The sequence below is a fragment of the Nonomuraea sp. NPDC001699 genome, from assembly GCF_053596455.1.
Genome location: NZ_JBSFGF010000013.1, coordinates 75,006 through 94,487 on the forward strand (window position 1 = coordinate 75,006; position 19,482 = coordinate 94,487).

Consider the following 19,482-nt stretch of genomic DNA (forward strand, 5'->3'; position numbering starts at 1 on the left):
GGACGGGGGCGGGGGCGTCCCGTCGGCTCGAATTTGCGCCCGGAGGGATAGGGCTTCATGGCTCGACACGAACAGTAGTGGATCAAATACTCAAAGCGACAAAGTTCTGGGTGAAGGGAGTCCCCTCATGCCAACCGCCCGCATCGCCTCCGGTCAGACCACCCCCGGACAGGGATGGCAGCCCTACGGTCCCAACGGCATCTACATCGACGTCGACACCTCATCCGCGCACTTCACCGGCCGTCCCGTCTACGTCACCTCCATCGGCAGCACCGGCGGCAACCAGTGGAACCTGGTCGGCCCCAGCGCCGTCTACGACGCCACCGCCACCAAGTTCCGCGTGTACGTGCAGTGGCGGGACGCCTCACCGCTCTCCCCGGCCGCCGCGCAGCAGTTCGGCTGGTTCATCCAGTGGATCGGCTACGACAACCCCTGACCCGCGGCCCGTACGGCCGGCATCGCCCGGCCGTACGGGTACCCGTCTACTTGAGGCTCCCCGCCGTGATCCCGCTCACCACCTGGCGGTTGAACACCACGTACACGGCGATCATCGGCAGCGTGATGATCGACAGGGCCGAGAACAGCAGCCCGTAGTCGGTGACGTACCGGTTGGAGAAGGCCAGCAGACCGGTCGGGATGGTCTTGAGCGAGTCGTCCTGGATGTAGAGCAGGGCCAGCAGGAACTCGTTCCAGCACGACAGCGCCGAGAACACCGCCACCGTGGCCAGCCCGGGCCGCAGCAACGGCAGCGCGATCAGCAGGTAGACCCGCAGGTCGGAGGCGCCGTCGATGTGCGCGGCCTCGAACAGCTCGCGCGGCAGCGCGTCCAGGTAGACCTTGATCAGGTACGTGGCCAGCGGCAATCCCATGGCCGTGTACGGAATGATCAACGCCCACCGGGTGTCGCTCAGCGCCAGCTCGGTGAACATCGTGCTCTGGGCGATGAAGTACGACTGCAGCGGCAGCAGCAGCCCGAGCGCCAGCAGGCCCATGAGCAGCCCGCGCCCGCGGAACTCGAAGCGGCTGAACGCGAACGCCGCCGCCGACGACAACGCCAGGATCAGCAGCACCGACACCGAGGTCACGATCACGCTGTTGAGCGCGTACCCGCCGATGCCGCCGACCTCCCACGCCTCGGCCCAGCGGCCGAAGTCCAGCGCCTCGGGCAGGGCGAACGGGTCGGCGAAGATCTGCGCGTTGGACTTGAAGCTGGAGGCGACCATCCACAACAACGGCAGGAAGAACGCCGCCGACACCACGGCCAGCAGCACGGTTGAGAGCCTTCTCATCGGGCCGTCCTCCTGCGCAGGCGCATGAAGACCAGCCCGATGAGCACGACGGCCGCGGTCATCAGCACCGCCATGGCGGAGCCGTACCCGACCTCGCCGTCGCGGAAGACCACGCGGGTCAGGTAAGTGGTGGGGATCTCCGTCGCGTTGTACGGCCCGCCGCCCGTCATGACGTAGAACAGGTCGAACGTCTGGAAACCGCCCGTGACGCAGAGCAGCAGGCAGACCTCGACCGCGTCCCTGATCATCGGCACCTTGATGCGGCGGAAGATGGCCAGCTCGCCGGCGCCGTCGAGGCGGGCGGCCTCGACCACGTCCGACGGGATCTGGGCGAAAGCCGCGTAGAAGATCGCCATGTAGAACCCGGCGTACACCCAGCCGGAGACCGCGCAGACGGCCGGCAGCGCGGTGCCCTCGTCGCCCAGCCAGACCTTGCCCGGCAGGCCGACGACGTCAAGGAGGGCGTTGACCAGGCCGAAGTCGGCGTTGTAGACGAACGCCCACAACACGGCCACGACCACCATCGGCAACATCACCGGCGTGAACAGCGCCACGCGGAACCAGGGGGCCCCGCCGCGCCGGGTGACCAGCAGCCCGGCCAGGACGAGCCCGACCGCGACCTCCAGAACGATGGTGACAAGGATGTAGACACCGACATGAACAAACGAGTCCATAAATATCGTGTCCTGGGCTGCTCTGAGGAAATTGTCGAAGCCGACGAACGTCATCGGCCCGAAACCGGTCCACTCGGTCAGGCTGAACGCCCCGGTCGCCAGCGCGGGCGCGAGCACCGCGAAGCCGAACACCAGCAGCGCCGGGGCGGCGAACAGGTACGGCGTGAGCTTGCGTCTCATCCCGCGACGGCCAGCGCTTCCTTGGGAGACTTCGCCCCGCCGAGCACCGCGGCCAGAGCACGGTAGAGCGCGTCGGCGCGCTTGAGGTCGTAGCCGGTGTCCGGCGGCGAGACCACGGTCCTGGCGTCGGCCAGCAGGTCGTTGAGCCGGGTGCTGCGCGCGTCCACCTGCTCGGCGCCCGCCGCCCTGGCCTGGGGCACGGTGCCCGCCTTGACGAACGCGGCGGCGTTGGCCGGGGAGTTCAGCAGCGCCAGGAACTCGGCCGACTCCTTGACCTTCGCGCTCCTGGCGTTGATCACGTAGCCGGTGACGACGCCGATCACGCTCTCCTGGTCACCGGCGCCGCCGGTCATCGCCGGCAGGTTGACGTAGTCGAACTCCAGCTTGGGCGCCTCGTCCAGGGCCCAGCTGACCAGCCACGAACCGATCGGGTGCATGGCGGCCTTGCCCTGGAAGAACAGCTGCGCGCCCTCGTTGTCGTTGGCCGCATTGGCGCTCTTGTTCACGCACCGGTGGTCGCGGAGCTGGGCCACGTAGCCGAGCGCGCGTTCCCAGTCGGGGTTGGCCATGGGGGCCTTGCCCGACAGCACGTCCTGGTAGGACTGCTCGCCGACGACCCGGGAGACCAGGTGGGACAGCCAGTTGCCGGCGGCCCACAGGTCCTTGTTGCCCGAGGCGATCGGGGTGACGCCCTTGGCGTTGAGCGTGTCGCAGGCCGTGAGGAGTTCCTCGAACGTCTTGGGCGGCTGCACCCCGGCGTCGGCCAGGATCTTGGTGTTGTACCAGAGGACGTTGGTCACGTCGGCCGCGAAGGGCACCATGACGGTCTTGCCGTCGATGGTGGTGCGCTTGTATGCCTCGTCCGGGATGAGGCCCTTGAGGGGGCCAGTGGTGACCTGGGGGGAGATGTCGGCCGCGAAGCCGTCCTTGACCCGGGTGCGCAACCGGTCGCCCGCCCACTCGAAGTAGATGTCGGGCGCCTGCCGGCCATTGAGTAGGTTCTGCAGGCCGATGGTCTGGTAGAGGTCGTCCTCCTGGAAGTTGAGCTCGACCTTGGCGCCCGGATGCGCCTTCTCGTACTGGGCCGCGACGTCCTTCCACACCTTGATCTGCTCCTCGCCCGGGGAGCTCATCGCGATCCGTAACACCTTGTCGGTGGCCGGGCTCTGCCCGCCGCCGCAGGCCGACACCAGCAGCATCAGGGCGAGCGCCCCGGCCGTCCTGTTCACCATGGGAACTCCTCAAGACAGTCGCCGAACACCCGCTTGCGGGCGGGGCGACGGGGGTGCGGTCGTAAGTCGTGACGAGCGGCGGCCAGCAGCGCCTGCGCGCCCCGCTCGAACTCCTCCAGCCAGGGCCGGGCCTCCTCCACCGGCGCGCGCCGCCGCACCGGCCCGCGCAGCAGGTGCCCGGCCGCGTCGTGCGGCTCCAGGCAGGAGCCGCGCACGTTGTCGGCGAAGATCCGGTAGGCGGCCAGGTCCCGGCCGTCGCCGACGACGTCGGCCAGGGCCCGCTCCCAGCTCTCCTGCGGGTCGTAGCCCTCCGGGTCGCGCAGGTAGTCGGCGACCGTGGCGAAGGCGATCTTCGAGGATTCGTAGAGCTCCATGCCGTTGGCCACGACGCCGGTCGCGAACCGGTACAGGTGCCTGTCCCTGCCCTGGTACGGCCCCACGTGCAGCTCGTGGCTCATCGCGACGTCATTGACCGGGTAGTTGTTCCAGTAGAGCGGGGCCCTGTTCAGCGTGCGGGTGACGGCGGCGGCGTCGGCCAGGTCGAGGGTGGGGGAGCAGATGCTCCGGCCGGTCCAGAACAGGTCGATCCGGGCGTCGATCAGGCCCAGGGCCCGCAGGTAGGGGTGGTCGCCGGTTCCGCAGTAGACGGTGGGGCAGACCGTCAGCCGTCCGGTGCGCGCGAAGACGGCGTCGATGAGCGCGACCTGGGCCTGCGCGAGGTCGTCGAAGGCGGCGACGTCCCGGGGGTGCCGCAGCCGCATGGGGATGTCGTCGAGCAGCAGCCCCACCCCGGCGGCCCCGGCCTCCATGGCCTGCTCGAACGCCACGCACAGGGCCTGGACGTCCTTGCCGTCGGAGTAGCGCAGCGACAGGCCGGGGGAGAGACAGTGGACGACGTCGACCCCCGCCTGCCTGCCGCGTGCGGCCAGCTCGGCGAGCCCCTGGACGCCGGCTTCCCGCCAGGAGGGCCGGTCGGCCTTCGGCGCGTACACGTAGGTGTTCATGCCTCGCGCGCCGAGGAAGCCGAGCAGGTCGAGCCGCTGCTCGTGACTCCATGGACGCCCGTAGAACCCTTCGATGACTCCACGGACGGCAAAGCCGGCTGACTTCATGAAGACAGTAAAGAGTCTTTATTTCATCTAGGCAAGAGTCTTTACCAGAACTCTCAAAAATCGGAACGACAGGGCAGCTGGCACGAAGTCTGCCTAGGGAGGCGATCGCCTGGGCATAGCCGTGCGAAACACCCAGGCCACCACGTTCTACACCAAACTAGGCGTCAACCGGGCTCAAGCACGAGGTGCCGCCGGCCGCCGGCCGGCGAACCCGGCCCTGAGCCGCCGTTCCACCGCCTCGGACGTCCCCCCGAGGCGGTCCAGCCCGTGCAGCGCCGACCCCACGATCGGCGGCGCGTCCAGCACCCGGACGTCCACGCCGGGCAGCCCCTCGCCGATCCGGGCCATCAACCGGGCGTCCCGGCCGGTCAGTACCCCGCCCCCCAGCACGACGGGCACGCCCACCTCGCCCCAGTCCAGCCGCGCGATCGCCGCGGCGGCCCAGGCGGCGACCTCGTCGCCCAGCCGCTCGACCAGCGAGACGGCGACGGCGTCCCCGCGTCCGGCGACCTCGAACAGCACCGGCACCAGCTCGTGCAGCCGTTCCTCGGGCAGGTGCCCGAGGTGGAAGCCCACGCACACCGAGGCGACGTCCGCCAGGCCGTACCACCTGGCGACCTCCTCGCGCAGCAGGGTGCGCGGGCCGCGGCCGTCCTCGTCGCGCACGGCCCACCACAGCACCTCCTCACCCAGCCACTCCCCGCCGCCCCAGTCGCCCGAGCGCCGTCCCAGCGCCGGCCACCGCGCGACCTGCCCGTCGGGGCCGCGCGCGACGCAGTTCATCCCCCCGCCGCACACGACCGCCACGCCGTACGGCACGTCCGCGCCCGCGCGCAAAATCGCGAAGGTGTCGTTGTCCACGGTGACCTCGGGGGCCCAGTCCCGCGCTTCGACGGCCGCCTGCAGGAGCTCCTGCTCGATCGGCAGATCACAGTGCGCCAGGAAGGCCGACACCCGTCGCGCCACGTACCCGGGCCCGGCGCCGTCGAAGGGGGTTCGGCCCGCCTCGCGCACGGCCGCCGCCACGAGGTCGGCGAGCAGGTCGATCGCGGCGGGAAGTCTCGGGCCGTGCGGCTGGAAACCGCCGCCGCGAACCCAGGCGAGCAGCTCGCCCGAGCCGCCGACCAGCGCCACGTCGGTCTTGCTGTTGCCCGCGTCGATCGCCAGGACCGCGGGTGCGGTCATGAGGCCCAAGCCTGGTGGGCAGCGAGCAGGCGGTCGGCGAGCCCCTGCGCCAGGTCGTACTGCCCGATCAGCGGATGCGCCAGCAACGCCGCCTCCACATGCGCCCGATCAGGGCGGGCCGCGGCCCGTACGGCCAGCTCCTCGTACGCGCTGACGTGCGCGATCAGCCCGGCCTGCAAGGGCTCCACCTCGGGCACGGCGAGCGGCACGGCCCCGGCGCGGGTGATCCGCGACGGCGCCTCGATCACCGCGGACGCCGGCAGGAAGGGCAGGGTCCCGTCATTGCGGACGTTGACCACCTGAACGTCCCCCCGGTCGGCGAGCAGCGAGGAGAGCAGGTCGACCGCGGCCGTCGAGTAGTGCGCGCCGCCGCGCTGCTCCAGGAGCTTCGGCTTGTCGTCCAGCGACGGGTACATCGCCAGCAGTCGCCGCTCCAGCTCCAGCACCTCCTGCGCCCGCGTCGGGCGTCCGCGCCGCTCGGCCACCACCTGGTCGTGCGCGTAGTAGAAGCGCAGGTAGTAGGAGGGCACGACGCCCAGAGCGGTGATCAGCTCGGCGGGCAGCTCGCACTCCCCGGCCAGCTCGGCGACGTGCCGCTCGATCAGCCCGGGAAGCACGTCGACCCCGTCCACCCACGCTGACCGCTCCCACGACAGGTGATTGAGCCCGACATGTCCCAGCGTGAGCTCCGACGGCTCGCATCCGTGCAGCCGCGCGAAGAGCCGCTGGAACCCGATGGCCACGTTGCACAGCCCGACGGCGCGGTGTCCGGCGTCGAGCAGGGCGCGGGTGACGAGGCCGACGGGGTTCGTGAAGTCGATCAGCCAGGCGTCGGGGGCGAGGACGCGGACCCGGTCGGCGATGCGGAGCACCTCGGGAATGGTCCGCAGGGCCTTGGCCAGGCCGCCCGCTCCCGTGGTCTCCTGGCCGACGCAGCCGCACTCCAGCGGCCAGGTCTCGTCGCCGTGCCGCGCGCGTTGCCCGCCGACCCGTAATTGCAGCAGCACGGCGTCGGCGCCCTCGACGGCGTCGTCGAGGTTCGTGGTGAGCCTGACGCGTCCCGCCCTGTCGCGCAGCATCCGGGAGGCGAGGCCGCCGACGATGTCGAGGCGTTCCCGGTCGGGATCCATGAGGACGAGCTCGTCGAGCTCCAGCTCGGCCAGCCCGCCGGCGAGCTCGGGCGTGTACGTGGAGCCGCCCCCGATGACCGTGACCTTCATCGCCCCTCCGCCCCTGAACCTGTGGTGGCGGACTTGGCCGTCCCGGCGGCCTTCGCCGTAGCGGAGATCTTGGCGGCGGCCGAGATGCGCCGGGTGGCGACCGACTCCCTGAGCAGGCGGGTGCCGTGTGCCAGGCCGCCGGTCAGCACGGGGGCGTTGCCGAGCGCCGAGATCCCGACGTCGGGCGGATGCCGCAGCATGCCCGCCAGCGCGGCGTTGATCTGCGGCAGGATGCTCTCGCAGGCCAGCCCGATGCCACCGCCGAGCACGACCAGCTCGACGTCGACGACCCGCGAGATGGTGGCGATCCGCAACGCGATCCGCCGGGCCTCCTCGGCGACGATGGCCGAGGCCAGTCCGTCTCCCTGGGAGGCGGCGGCGAAGATGGCCTCCGGCGTGGTGTCGAGCCGCAGCACGGTGTCCCCGTCGCGCAGGCTCGTGGCGATCCACGCGCGGGCGAGGTTCATGAGGGCGTCCCCGGAGGGGCTGTCGGGCAGCTCGTCCTCGCCGGGGGCCGGATCGTCGACCTCGCCCGCCGCCCCGCGGTGACCCCGATGCGCCCGGTCGCCCAGGATCAGCCCGGCCCCGACGCCGGCGCCGATGGAGAGGAACGCGAAGTCGGCGACCCCCCGCCCGGCCCCGAGCGCGTGCTCGCCGATGACCGCCAGGTTGGCGTCGGTCTCGACCTCGGCGGGCACGCCCAGCGCGTCCTCCAGCCCGGCCCGGATCGCCATGCCCTCCAGCGCGGGCCGGTTGCTCTGCCGGATGACGCCTTCCTCGGGATCGACGACACCCGGCACCCCGGCCGCGACCAGCTCGATCCCCCCACCCGTGTCAGGGGCCAAAGCGTCGCGCACGGCCACGGCGGCGCGCAGGATCGTCGCCGGACGGGAGTCGTCGATGCGTTCGTCGTGCCTGGCCAGCATCGTGCCGCTCAGGTCGCACAGCGCGCCGCGGACGAAACGGGTGCCGATGTCCAGGGCCAGGACGTGGGCCAACGAGTGCACCGGCTCGAAGTAGACCGCGCCGTAGTGCATCTCGCCCGGCGGTTGGGCCTGGCGGACCAGGCCGGCGGACACGAGGAGGTCGAGGGCGTTGGCCACCGTCGGCTTGGTCATGCCGGTGCGGCGGCTCACCTCGGCCCGCGAGATCGGCGGGTCGGCCCGGATGGCCTCCAGGACCACGGAGGCGTTGATCTCGCGCAGGGTGGTGAGCGTCGCATGCTGGGACATGACGTGAATTCTAGTAAAGACTCTTGCCCGAATGCAATAAAGACTCTTTACTGTATCTCGCAGCCCCCTCATCCGGAGGAACCCTCATGGCACGACTCCACAACCTCCTGCTCGCGGCGACCGTCGCGCTCTCCCTGGGACCGGCCGCCACGGCCGTGCCCGCCGAGGCCGCCACGGTCGTCGACCCCTTCGTCCTCCAGGTCGGCGCGACGCTGCCCGCCCTGTCAGGCAAGATCGCCGCACTCGCCGCCGGCCCCGGCGGAGTGATCGCCGCCGCCCATGACAAGGGCCTGGCGCTGTACGCCTCGGGCGCCTGGACCTCCCTGTCGGCCACGGCCGCCTACAAGGTCGTCTGGCGCGGCGACGACCTCGTGGCCCTCACCGCCGACGGCCTGCTGACGATCAGGAACGCGGCCAAGGACTCCGCCCGGAAGGCAGGGGAGGGCGAGCCGGCCGACGCCGCCAAGGGAGGGGCCGATCGGCTTCCGTCCGGGGTGGACCCGGCCACGGCCCTGCTGGTCGGCGGTGACGACCTGATCCTCGTCCAGGGCGACCGCCTCTACCGCAAGGGCCCCGGCGGCTCGTGGCGTCCCGACCGGCTCCCGGGTCAGGCCACCGCCGTGGCCCGCGCCGAGTCCGGTGCCGTCGCCGTCGCCACCGCCACCGCCGTCTTTGAGCAGACCGGCCGCTCGTGGACCCAGATCTCGCCCGCCGTCGGCACCACCCACCTGGCCTACGACTCCAAGGGCCGCCTCTGGCTGGCCGGCGCCACCGGCCTCGGGCTCAGGGACGGCGCCACCGTCAAGCAGTACGGTCCCGCCGAAGGTCTGCCCATGCTCGGCTTCACCGCGATCGCCCCCGGCGCCGGCGGCGACGTCTGGCTCGGCACGGCCAAGGGCGCCGTGCACTTCGACGGCACCACCTGGGAGTACCGCCAGGGCCGCCGCTGGCTGCCGGACGACGCGGTCGCCGCCATCGCCGTGGACGCCGACGCCAACGCCTACTTCGGCACCGCCACGGCCGCCGGAGTCATCGAGGCCCGCCGTACGACGCTGGAGGAGAAGGCGGCCGTCTACGAGCAGGCCATCCAGGCCAGGCACAAGCGCACCCCGTACGGCTTCGTCGAGGGCATCGGGCTGGCCAGGCCCGGCGATCTGACCCAGTACGGCCAGGGCGCCAGCGACAACGACGGCCTCTGGACGGGCATGTACGGCGCGGCCGAGGTGTTCAAATACGCCGCCACCAAGGACGCCACGGCCAAGACCAACGCGCGCAAGGCGTTCGAGGCCCTGAAGTTCCTCGGGGACGTCACCCAGAGCGGCACCAACCCGGCGCCCAAGGGCTTCATCGCCCGCACGATCCTGGAGACCACGGCCACCGACCCCAACATCAAGGACAACGAGCAGCACGACCGCGACAAGCAGAAGGGCGACGCGTACTGGAAGATCCTGGTCCCGCGCTGGCCCAAGAGCGGCGACGGCAAGTGGTTCTGGAAGACCGACGCCAGCTCCGACGAGCTGGTGGGCCACTACTTCCTCTACGCGCTCTACTACGACCTGGTCGCGACCGGGGCGGAGAAGGACGAGGTCGCGGGCGTCGTCACCCGGCTCACCGACCACCTGATCGACCACGACTTCTCCCTGACCGACCATGACGGCAAGCCCACCCGCTGGGGCTTCTTCAACCCGGAGGAGCTCAACGGCAACCCGTGGCGGCGGGAGGAACGCGGCCTCAACAGCCAGACGATCATCACCTTCCTCACCATCGCCGAGCATGTCGCGAAAAATCCGGAAAAGTACGCCAAGGTCAAGGCCAAGCTCATCGACGAGAACGGCTACGACCTGAACACCCAGCAGCCCAAGGTCACCGCGGGAGTCGGGGGCGGCAACCAGTCCGACGACGAGATGGCCTTCATGAACTACTACCACCTGCTCCGCTACGAGCAGGACGCCGGCCTCAAGGCCACCTGGGCCCGCTCCCTCTACGACTACTGGCAGTTGGAGCAGTACGAGCTCAACCCGTTCTTCAACTTCATCGCCGGCCTCACCCTGAAGGACCAGGTCTGGACCGACGCCTACGGCCCGTTCCCGCTGGAGATGAACGGACCCTGGCTCCAGCAGTCGATCGACACCCTCAAGCGCTTCCCGATCAACATGATCGACTGGAAGCAGAGCAACAGCCGGCGCCTCGACATCGTCAACCTCAACCAGCACATCCGCCCGGACGCCGACCCGAAGAAGCTCGGCATGCTCCGCAGCGGCACCGTGCTGCCGATCGACGAGCGGGTGATCAGCCACTGGAACCACGATCCGTACAAGCTGGACCAGGGCGGCGACGGGTACGGCGAGAACGACGGAACCTCGTACCTGCTGCCGTACTGGATGGGCCGCTACCACGGGTTCATCGCCGAGAAGTGACCTCCGGCAACCCGCCGGCGACCTCCCCGGGACGCGCGTCGAAACCCTCGTGATCCCGGGGAACCCCGTCGCGACGCCCCTCCGCCTGCCGGTCGGCACCTGACCCCGACCGGCAGGCGCCCCTCCGACACCCCCGGCCACGGCGGTCGCGATGCTCTCGACCTCCGCGTGGCCCGGCCGAGGAGGCCCTGGCATGCCGCGACGGACCGTCAGCCGAGTTGCTGGGCCAGGCCGACGATGATGCCCTCGGGACCTCGGACGTAGCAGAGCCGGTAGCTGTCCTCGAACTGCTCCAGCGTCCCGACGAGTTCGGCGCCGTGGGGACGCAGCCGGGCGATGACGTCCTCGATGTCGTCCACGGCGAACATGACGCGCCGAATGCCCAGGGTGTTCACCGGCGCCACCTCCGGCTCGGCGCTGATCGCCTTCGGCGTGTGGAACCTCGCCAGCTCGATGCCGCCGCCCCCACCCGGGATCCGCAACATCGCGATCTCCTGCCGGACCCCGCTGAGCCCGATGATGCGCTCCGCCTGCTCCGCCCAACCTCCCTCGACCGGACCCCTGCCCTCCAGCTCCATGCCGAGCTCGACGAAGAACGCGATCGCGGCGTCAAGGTCGTCCACGACGATGAGGACGTTGTCCATCCGCTGAACCGTCATGCTGCATCTCCTCCATCACACACCCAGTCCGTGACCACGGGCATCCCCGGGACGGATCCGGCACCGCATTCTCGACACCCGTGCCCCGGCTCCCGTCCGCGATCATCCCTGCCTGAACACGCCCACCTTGCCCCTCTCAGCGGTCACCCAACAGATGCAGATGTCATCGCGCGGTCCACGCCGATCATCTGAAGGCTGCGGCGCGACCGGAGGTGACGTCATCGTCCGAGGAAGTCGCTCAGTGGCGGGCGCTCGGCCCAATCGTCCACGACGCGCCTGATCTGGGCCGCCATGAACTCGGCCGTGGCGCTGGGACTCGTGAAGGGGGCCGCGCGTCGGTCGTCGGCCACCGGGGTGAACAGCGGCAGGAAGACGGCTGCCGATGGCACCGTGGGCGGCAGCGCGTCGGCGTCGTGCAGGATGAGCATGTCCGCCACGAACGAGGTGACTTCCCCGTCGGCATCGCGGCCGATCCATACCGGGTAGCTGCCGTCGCCCAAACCGCTCTGGTAGGCGATCAAGTTGGTGCCGGTCTCCGGGGCACGCAGCTCAGAGGACAGCAGCTCCATCTCGTTGTACTCGTCCTCCACCTCCTCGACGAGCCTTTCGAGCTCCTCGCGGCCCGAGGCGTCGAGGAAGCAGCCCATCCCGGCGTCCACGCCGAACCCGTAGAACTGGCCGGCGCCGAGCAACCGGACGTCCTGTCCCGGCAGCAACGCCGGCTCCCAGCTGACGGTCGGCTTGTCGAGGATCCGCACCATCACGGCCAGGTCTTCGCCGTCCCACTTCGTCTCTTCCCAGCGCATCGTGGCGATCAGGACGGCGTAGTCGCCAGGTGGCACGGTCACGGTGAAGGGGCCGGCGCCATCCAGAAAGAAGGGATCGGCCGCGATCAACGAGCCGGTGGGCAGGTGAAGCGACCCCGCGTGCGTGGGCTCGGTGATCAGTGCGACCCGCCCCTCGCTGGTGGCCAGGCGGCTGCCAGGGGTGAAGAGCGCTTCGAGATGCCGGGGGCGCAGCGGCAGCGGGGCCGACCAGGCGGGGATCGTGCTCGCATCTGGTCCGTCCACGGGGCCTTGGGCCGGCGCCAGGGTGATCGGGCCGTTCAGCCCGAGCATCTGCGCATCGACGTAGGCCGTCCACGCGCCGAACTCCGCCTTGGCCACCGTACGATGCTCGACCGGGACGGTCGTCCAGGTGTGACTTGATCCGTCGACTTCGTGCAGCTCTCGTCTTGCGCGTCCGTCGGGATCGATCGTCATCGTGAACTGCCGGCCACGCTCCGGGAACTCCGGATCGGTGTCAGAGGCGTGGCGCCACTCCTGGTAGCGCATCAGGTTCAGCTGTCCCGGCTCAAGTTGCCGGTATTCCAACTCCCTGTTGCGCCGTTCGCACGCGTCGAACAGGAACAACCCGAGATGACCGTGACCCCAGTCGACCTGGAACAAGGCCTTCGGCCTCGCCCCGACGGACAGCAGGACGGCGTACTGCTCACCTGACGCGTCCCTGGCACGGGCCTCCGGCTCCGAGATCGGACCGACGACGGCGCGAACCTGTGGATCCCAGCCCTCGCAGTAGGTGACGTCAACCGCGCCGACGTTCTCCGTCGTCATGCCCTCTCCTGCCCGCATCCAGCGTGAACGGATCTTGCCGGACGTCACGCTAGCGCCCGGCACCGACAGCGCCCGGCTACCAAGACCATGGACTTCGCCCAACGAGCCGGATCCGGCCCGACGCAGGGGGATCGCGCCTCCAGGACCTTGACGATCATGATGTGAGCCGCCTGCTTCGCGGACAGAGCCTGGGTGCACGACTGTTCTCGTTCGGCGGCAGGCTGGCGCACGAGCACCTGGGACTGACGGACCTCTACGCGGGCGTCGAGGTGGGCAACACCGCGTGCCGGCGATCCCTGCTCAAGGCCGGGTTCACGTCGACGGACGGTCCCGCTGAGCACACACTGCCCGACGGGCGGGTGGTCAGCAGCTTGTGGTTCGGGAGCACCGTTGAGCGCGGGGCCACGTGCGGGCGTGAGAGACGAAGGCCGCGATGGTGGCCTGCACGGTAAGACACCGTTGCGCCCATGGAGATCAGTGACGGCGCACGACGCTGACGGAGCCCGCACGCCAGCGCCTACCCAGCGTCGGGGGCCCAACAGGGAACCAACCTGAACCAAACAGAGCTCTTCTACCTTGGCGGCATGCAACTGCGAAAGCTGTCCATGGCCCTTGCCGGTGCCGCAGGGCTCTGACCGAACAGTTCGTACCGCTCGTGATTGTTCTCGCGTTCCTCGACCCCGACTACCGCGATCAAGTTTGTCTTGGGGGCGAATCCGCCTTTCAGACAATCCATCAGCCACCCAAGATTGGGTCCTGCCTGCCGGCATCTGTTTCGGCGGGCTGCCGTTTCACGGCTTGGGCTTGCTCAGGCACATGACGAGGAGATCTCATGCTGAAAAGATTCATCCCGGCTGCCGTCGCTGCCGGCTCTCTGGCAGTAATGGCGTTCACGTCACCTGCGAGCGCGGCAAGCCTTCCCGCTACCCTGTACGGCTGCACGCGAGGTGACATCTGCATGTACTCGACACAGGTCCCGTCCGCAGCAACGAAGATCGGGATTGGACGGGGCGAGGACTGGAAGTACAGCTCGTCCAGCCCGACATACAAGTACGTCCGCTCAGTGTTCAACTACGGATACCCGGAGAATGAGGATCATGTCGCCGTCACGGTCCGCACCATGGGCGACCAGTTCGAGGGGCCGGTTTGCGTTCACCGAGCAGAAGACGGCAACCCAGCGGCGGGCATAAGAGCTTTTGCTCTCGAGCAAGAACTCTCGGAGATCAACTGGATCAACGCTTGGACGTACCCCTGTAACGGGTAACGGCCGGCCACATTCCCAGTCTGACGCACCCTACGACTGGCTTCCAGGACGGCCCTGACGCCCCTTCCTCCTCACCTCCCATATTTGTCTGAGGTGCGAATCGGGGGGCTCGGGCAACCCGCCAGCAGCCAAAGCTGAGAGCCTCAAGCCAGCCGACCTGCAGCGCGACGCTCAATCTGCCGCCCTCAGCCGGCCGGCCTTCCGCGTATCTCCTCCTCCCGAAAGGTCGCGTCCATGACTTCAAGACATCCGGGCCCTTGGCCGCTACTGAGCCGATGAATTCGCTTTCGTGGTGGAAGCGGTGCCTGGCCTTCGGCAGTGTTCTCGCGGCGGTCGCCGCCGGCTCGGGGGCTGCGGTCCCGGAGTCGGCCCTCATCATTCCTCGTGATCTCACGCTGCAAGAAGGGGTGCTGTTGCATGACGCGGAGCAGCTCCTCGTCAAGCAGTGCATGCAGCAAGGGGGTTTCGCCTATTGGGTCGTCGAGAACGACCCGGCCCCGGACTTTCCCTACGTCCTGGACGACGCGAACGTGGCTCGAGGTCGTGGATACGGCACCGCCGCCTCTGGCAAGAGCTCGCCCCATCCCAACAAGGTCCACGGGATGAGCCTTCCGCCGGATCAGCGGCAGGCCTGGCTCGCCGCCATTCACGGCAGTCTGACGGACGAGCAGTTCGAGGCGACGCTTCCATCGGGTGGCCGCGTACTGCACAGCGCGCGCGGCTGCACGTCGCAGGCGCAGCAGCAGCTCTATGGCGATGCCCGGACGTGGTTCCGCGTCAAGGAGATCAAGGCGAACCTACGGGCGGTCAAGTACGACGACGTCAGCGGTGATCCTGCCTTCGCCACGGCCATGGGCAACTGGGCCGACTGCATGCGAGGCCAGGGCCAAGCGTTCGGATCTCCTGGCGAGATACGGGCCGCCCTCAACGAGTCCCGCCAGAGCGGGACGGAAGCCCGGTGGCGCCGGATCGCCGTGACCGAAGCCACCTGCGCCCAGCAGTCAGGAATCTCCGCAACGGCGCACCGCCTGGATCAGCACTACGAACAGAGACTCCAAGCCGAATATCGCGAAGAGCTGGTGACCTGGCGTCGTCTGGCGCTCTCCGCCCTTCCGCGAGCACGAACGATCATCGCATTCCCGTGACCATCGACCGACTGTCAACCCTGAGAAAGGATCTCCATGCGCACCATCACCTCCATGGCCGTAGGCCTGGCCGTCGCCGGCCTGGCCACCGTCCTGACAACCGGCCATGCCTGGGCCGACGACACCGCCCCCACCTCGTCCAGCGTTCCCGCGAACGGCTCGACGGAGAACGCGGTCACTCCGCAGAACCTCACCGCTTTCGACGGATATTTCTACGCTGCCGAGCACCCCAACGGGGTTGGCAAATACTGCAGGTGGGCAGGGGACGACAACAACTGGGACGACTGCAAATCCGGGGACGGCAGCACGGTGAACATGCTGGACCAGGCTTCTCAGATGTTTAACAACGGTATCCCGGGCGGGGCCGACGATGTCAAAGTCTTCTATTCGCGTCTGTACAGGGGCGCCTGGCGCTGCCTGGCGAACGGCAATCACTGGGACAACCTTTCGCTGGGGTACCAGACCTTCAACGGGGGTGGTTCCAGCGCGGCTGGTTATGGTCAGTCCCTCAACGACAACGTCGCCTCTCACAACTGGGTCACCTCCTGCTAGAGGGCCCGCAGCGGTGACCTGGCCGACATCCAGGGCCAGGTCCGCGAAGACGCCGCCTGCCAGCAGGGCCCGCACCGCCGCCGGCGACCGGAGCACGGCCCTGCTGCCAGCATGCCGCACTGGCCGCCCGGCTGGCGGAGGTGGTCAGACCGGGTAATGCCCAGGCCGTTCCCGCGGCGGGTTCACCACCAAGATCCACCTGTCGGCGGACGGCAGATGCCGGGCGCTGTCGCTGTCCTGACACCGGGCCAGTACGGCGACAGCCCGCAGTCGGAGCGGGTGTTGCGGGCCGTACGGGTTCCTCGGCCGAAGCCGGGACGCCCACGCCCCCGCCCTGACAGCGTGGCCGCGGACAAGGCGTACTTCTTCCGCGCCAGCCGCCTGTACCTGCGCCGCCGCAAGATCCGCCACACCATCCCCGAACCGCGCGACCAGCGTGCCAACCGCCACAGGCGCGGCTCCGCCGGGGGCGGCCCACCGGCTTCGATGCCGACCGCTACAAGGCACGCAACGTCGTCGAACGGGCCATCAACCGGCTGCAGAACCTCCGGGCCGTGGCCACGCGCTACGACATGCGCGCCTACATCTTCCTCGGCACCGTCACCCTGGCCATCTAGGTCATCTGGCTCCGAACTTGATCTAGGAAAACAGTCCGCAGGTCTCCTGGGGCGTGCGGAGGACTTGGCGGACCGCGTCGCGTAGCCACTGGTGGGCGCCGTCGGCGGTGTGGCGGGGGTGCCAGGCCATGCCGATCGTCAATGGTGGCAGCGGGAGCGGGATCTCCAGCAGGCGCAGGCCGAGCGCGTGGGCCGCGTCGCCGAGGGGGGAAGGGGGCTCGCCCGGCAGCGCGGTCGGGACCAGGCACACCACGTCGCCGACCGCGGCCAGCGCCATCGCCGCCAGGTGTCCGGGCAGGACGGCGCTGACCCGGCGGCTGAGCCCCTGCTCGGACAGGGCCACGTCCAGCGGGCCGGTGAAGCGTCCCCGGCGGCTGACCGCCACGTGCTCGGCGGCGGCCAGCCTGCCGGGCGTCAAGGGGCCCTCGGTGAGCGGGTGCCCGGCCCTGACGCCGGCCGCCATCCGCAGCGTGACCAGCTCCTCGACCCGGGTCTCCGGGTCGACGTGGTCGATCGCCCCGAGCTCCAGATCGACCCGGCCCTCGCGCAGCGCGGGGCCGGCTTCCCACTCCTCGGCCAGCACCCGCAGCGAGACGCCCGGCGCCTGGCGCCGGGCCAGCCCGAGCAGCCCCGGCGCCAGCGCCGCGCCGACCAGGTCCGAGGCCTGGACGGTGAAGGTGCGCCGCAGTGCGGCGGGGTCGATCCGGCCGCTCGGGGTGAGCAGCGCCTCCAGCCGGCGTACGACCGCGGCGGCCTCGTCCCGCAGCGCCTCGGCGCGGGGGGTGGGCACCATCGTCTGTCCTGCCCGTACCAGCAGCGGGTCCTGGAGCACCCGGCGCAGCCGGGCCAGGGTACGGCTCATCGCCGCGGGGGACGTACGCAGCCGCGCGGCGGCACGCGTGACGCTCTGCTCGGTCAGCAGGGCGTCGAGGGCGACGGCGAGGTTGGCGTCGAGGTTCGGGATCGGGCTGCTCACCGGCGTTATTCCGTTTCGGGCAATGATTGCTTGCTGATGTTCCCATTGTGGCAACACGAGGCGGGTCGGCACGATCTGGGGACCGAACCGATCCGACAGACCGCGAGGTTCTCATGATCGTCATTACCGCCCCCACCGGGAACATCGGCCGGCGACTGCTGTCACTGCTGGTCGAGGCCGCGCCCGCACACGGAGAGGAGTTGCGCGTCGTGGTCCGCGATCCTGCCCGGCTCCCCGAGGCCGTGCGCGGGCGCGTCGAGGTGGTCACCGGCTCGCACGGCGACGCCGCGACCGCCGACCGCGCCTTCGCCGGGGCCGACGCCGTCTTCTGGCTGGTGCCGCCGGACTCCTCGGCCACGCCGGAGGAGGCATTCAGCGGCTTCACCCGTCCGGCCGCGCGCGCGTTCGCCGCCCACGGCGTCGGCCACGTCGTGGGCATCTCGGCGCTCGGCCGCGGCACCCCGCAGGCCGACCGGGCCGGGCTGGTCACCGCCTCCCTGGCCATGGACGACCTGATCGCCGGCTCCGGCGTCGCCTACCGCGCGCTGGCCAGCCCGTCCTTCTTCGAGAACCTGCTGGAGGAGGCCGGCTCGATCCGCGAGCACGGCGTCTTCACCGACACCGTCGCCGCGGACCGTCCGGCCCCGCTGGTGGCCGTGGCCGACCTCGCCGCGGCGGCGGCCGGGCTGCTGCTGGACCGGTCCTGGACCGGCGTCGGCAGTGTTCCGGTGCTCGGCCCGCAGGACCTGTCGCCCGGCGACCTGGCCCGCATCATGACCGAGCAACTGGGGCGTCCGGTCCGCTACCGGCGGCAGCCGCTCGACGAACTGCGGTCCACCCTGCTCGGTTACGGCCTCAACGAGGCGTTCGTCGAGGGCGTCGTCGACATGAAGCGCGCCAAGGACCAGGGCCTGGACGCGGGCGTCGCCCGTTCGCCGCGGGCGGGCCGGGCCACCGGATTCGCGCAGTGGTGCGCGGAGACCCTCAAGCCCGCCGTTCTCGCCGCCCCGGGGGCCGTCGATGCCCGCTGACCGGACCGAACCCGCGGTCACCGCGTTCATGCTGGTCAAGACCACGCCCGAGTGGCTGGCGATGACGGTGACCGAACGCGTCGAGGCCTTCACCACCCAGGTCGTCCCGGTGATCGAGGCCCGCACCCGCGGCGTCCGCTCCCGGTTCTACGACACGGAGTTCTACTCGGCGCGGGTCACCGACGTCTGGGTCTGGGAGGCGGACGACCACGACGCCTACCGGCTGCTGATCGACGCCTTGCGCGAGACCCCCTTCTGGGACCGCTACTTCGACGTCGTGGACCTGCTCGTGGGCACCGAGAACGGCTACGCCCGCACCTACGACGTGGACCCGGTGGCCACCCTCGCCACCTGACGCTGCTCCCTGACCGGCCGGTGCCCCCTTCACCCTGGGGGAGCACCGGCCCGGCCGCATGAAGCCCGTATTGCACCAACCGATGCAAAACCGGTAGCGTGCTCGTATGGCAAGGCCGCGATCATTCGATGAGGACCAGGCCCTGGACACCGCGATGCGCACGTTCTGGGCGAACGGCTACGAGTCCACCTCGACCAGAGACCTGTGCGAGGCGCTCGGCCTTGACCGCAGCAGCGTGTACAACGCCTTCACCAACAAACGCGAGCTGTTCAAGCGCGCACTGACCCGCTACATGGACGCCACCACCGCCGACCAGCTCCGCATCCTCGACGACCCCGAACTCCCGGCGATCGACCGCGTCCGCGCCCTGTTCGCCAAGATCCTCCGGACGGAGGCGGAGAACCGGCGTGACGGTCACGGCCTCGGCTGCCTGACCGTCAACACCACGATGGAGCTCGCCGCCCGTGACCCGGAGATCAGCCTGATGCTCGCCCGCGACGCCGAGCGCCGGCTCGTCAGCCTGGGCACGGCCATCAGGAGCGGGCAGCGCGACGGCGACATCGGCTCCACCCGCGATCCCGCCGAGCTGGCCAGGTTCCTCAACGCCGTGATCGCCGGGATCCGGGTGGCCGCCCAGGGCGGCGCCGACGACGACGCCATCGCCGCCATCGCCGCCACGGCCATGGACGCCCTGGCCTGACCCCGGCTTTTTCATGCCCGAATTCTGCA

18 protein-coding genes and 1 pseudogene are annotated in these 19,482 nt (G+C 69.9%); 9 read left to right on the top strand and 10 right to left on the bottom strand.

The genetic code is table 11. From position 1 onward, the window contains the following. Positions 1-127 precede the first annotated feature (127 nt). A complete protein-coding gene (locus tag ACWCSU_RS32945; RefSeq protein ID WP_357701713.1) occupies positions 128-436 on the top strand; it encodes a hypothetical protein in 309 nt (102 codons plus the stop codon). A gap of 46 nt (positions 437-482) precedes the next feature. On the opposite strand, the gene ACWCSU_RS32950 is transcribed toward ACWCSU_RS32945, so the two are convergent. From ACWCSU_RS32950 to ACWCSU_RS32980, 7 genes are all read right to left on the bottom strand, one after another. Beyond that, on the bottom strand, positions 483-1,289 hold the full coding sequence (locus ACWCSU_RS32950; protein WP_357701715.1) for a carbohydrate ABC transporter permease: 807 nt from the start codon (positions 1,287-1,289) through the stop codon (positions 483-485). Next, on the bottom strand, positions 1,286-2,143 hold the full coding sequence (locus tag ACWCSU_RS32955; RefSeq protein WP_449940169.1) for a carbohydrate ABC transporter permease: 858 nt from the start codon (positions 2,141-2,143) through the stop codon (positions 1,286-1,288). Before ACWCSU_RS32955 ends, ACWCSU_RS32950 begins: the two co-directional genes overlap by 4 nt. Beyond that, positions 2,140-3,375 carry an ABC transporter substrate-binding protein gene (locus tag ACWCSU_RS32960; RefSeq protein WP_449940171.1) on the bottom strand — a complete coding sequence of 412 codons (1,236 nt, stop codon included), beginning with the start codon at positions 3,373-3,375 and terminating at the stop codon, positions 2,140-2,142. The genes ACWCSU_RS32955 and ACWCSU_RS32960 overlap by 4 nt, the downstream gene beginning before the upstream one ends. Continuing rightward, complete coding sequence (locus ACWCSU_RS32965) at positions 3,369-4,487, bottom strand: protein O-GlcNAcase (protein ID WP_449940172.1); 1,119 nt, start codon at positions 4,485-4,487, stop codon at positions 3,369-3,371. The genes ACWCSU_RS32960 and ACWCSU_RS32965 overlap by 7 nt, the downstream gene beginning before the upstream one ends. 174 nt (positions 4,488-4,661) lie before the next feature. Next, positions 4,662-5,672 (bottom strand): N-acetylglucosamine kinase, encoded by a 1,011-nt coding sequence (locus ACWCSU_RS32970; protein WP_449940173.1) that lies wholly within the window; start codon positions 5,670-5,672, stop codon positions 4,662-4,664. Then, the gene (locus ACWCSU_RS32975; protein WP_449940174.1) at positions 5,669-6,892 is read right to left on the bottom strand and encodes a 6-phospho-beta-glucosidase; all 1,224 of its coding nucleotides are present in this window, start codon (positions 6,890-6,892) and stop codon (positions 5,669-5,671) included. The genes ACWCSU_RS32970 and ACWCSU_RS32975 overlap by 4 nt, the downstream gene beginning before the upstream one ends. After that, the gene (locus tag ACWCSU_RS32980; protein ID WP_449940176.1) at positions 6,889-8,124 is read right to left on the bottom strand and encodes an ROK family protein; all 1,236 of its coding nucleotides are present in this window, start codon (positions 8,122-8,124) and stop codon (positions 6,889-6,891) included. Before ACWCSU_RS32980 ends, ACWCSU_RS32975 begins: the two co-directional genes overlap by 4 nt. Before the next feature lie 86 nt (positions 8,125-8,210). On the opposite strand from ACWCSU_RS32980, the gene ACWCSU_RS32985 reads away from it, so the two are divergent. Next, positions 8,211-10,541, top strand: a complete 2,331-nt coding sequence (locus tag ACWCSU_RS32985) for a hypothetical protein (RefSeq protein WP_449940177.1) — start codon at positions 8,211-8,213, stop codon at positions 10,539-10,541. A 209-nt stretch (positions 10,542-10,750) separates the two neighbouring features. Here ACWCSU_RS32985 and ACWCSU_RS32990 read toward each other — a convergent pair whose 3' ends face one another. Together ACWCSU_RS32990 and ACWCSU_RS32995 are read right to left on the bottom strand one after the other, a co-directional pair. Next, positions 10,751-11,200, bottom strand: a complete 450-nt coding sequence (locus tag ACWCSU_RS32990; RefSeq protein ID WP_357701730.1) for a VOC family protein — start codon at positions 11,198-11,200, stop codon at positions 10,751-10,753. 218 nt (positions 11,201-11,418) lie between these two features. After that, positions 11,419-12,813: a DUF4241 domain-containing protein gene (locus ACWCSU_RS32995; RefSeq protein WP_449940179.1), complete on the bottom strand. Its 1,395-nt coding sequence runs from the start codon at positions 12,811-12,813 to the stop codon at positions 11,419-11,421. An 832-nt stretch (positions 12,814-13,645) separates the two neighbouring features. On the opposite strand from ACWCSU_RS32995, the gene ACWCSU_RS33000 reads away from it, so the two are divergent. The 4 genes and pseudogenes from ACWCSU_RS33000 to ACWCSU_RS33015 all read left to right on the top strand — a co-directional run. Continuing rightward, the gene (locus tag ACWCSU_RS33000) at positions 13,646-14,077 is read left to right on the top strand and encodes a hypothetical protein (protein ID WP_449940182.1); all 432 of its coding nucleotides are present in this window, start codon (positions 13,646-13,648) and stop codon (positions 14,075-14,077) included. 275 nt (positions 14,078-14,352) lie between these two features. Continuing rightward, on the top strand, positions 14,353-15,222 hold the full coding sequence (locus tag ACWCSU_RS33005) for a hypothetical protein (RefSeq protein WP_449940183.1): 870 nt from the start codon (positions 14,353-14,355) through the stop codon (positions 15,220-15,222). Between the two features lie 36 nt (positions 15,223-15,258). Then, on the top strand, positions 15,259-15,774 hold the full coding sequence (locus tag ACWCSU_RS33010; RefSeq protein WP_449940186.1) for a hypothetical protein: 516 nt from the start codon (positions 15,259-15,261) through the stop codon (positions 15,772-15,774). Between the two features lie 163 nt (positions 15,775-15,937). Then, positions 15,938-16,391: pseudogene (locus tag ACWCSU_RS33015) on the top strand (IS5 family transposase); the annotation flags it as partial. Positions 16,392-16,413: 22 nt separating this feature from the next. Here ACWCSU_RS33015 and ACWCSU_RS33020 read toward each other — a convergent pair. After that, complete coding sequence (locus tag ACWCSU_RS33020; RefSeq protein WP_449940188.1) at positions 16,414-17,367, bottom strand: LysR family transcriptional regulator; 954 nt, start codon at positions 17,365-17,367, stop codon at positions 16,414-16,416. Positions 17,368-17,480: 113 nt separating this feature from the next. Here ACWCSU_RS33020 and ACWCSU_RS33025 point away from each other — a divergent pair, with 113 nt between their 5' ends. The 3 genes from ACWCSU_RS33025 (at position 17,481) to ACWCSU_RS33035 (ending at position 19,453) form a co-directional block, all read left to right on the top strand. Next, entirely contained in the window at positions 17,481-18,398 is a 918-nt protein-coding gene (locus ACWCSU_RS33025) for an NAD(P)H-binding protein (RefSeq protein ID WP_449940190.1), read from the top strand. Next, positions 18,388-18,753 (top strand): darcynin family protein, encoded by a 366-nt coding sequence (locus ACWCSU_RS33030; RefSeq protein WP_449940193.1) that lies wholly within the window; start codon positions 18,388-18,390, stop codon positions 18,751-18,753. Before ACWCSU_RS33025 ends, ACWCSU_RS33030 begins: the two co-directional genes overlap by 11 nt. A 106-nt stretch (positions 18,754-18,859) precedes the next feature. Continuing rightward, entirely contained in the window at positions 18,860-19,453 is a 594-nt protein-coding gene (locus tag ACWCSU_RS33035) for a TetR/AcrR family transcriptional regulator (RefSeq protein ID WP_449940195.1), read from the top strand. The last annotated feature ends 29 nt before the right edge of the window (positions 19,454-19,482 follow it).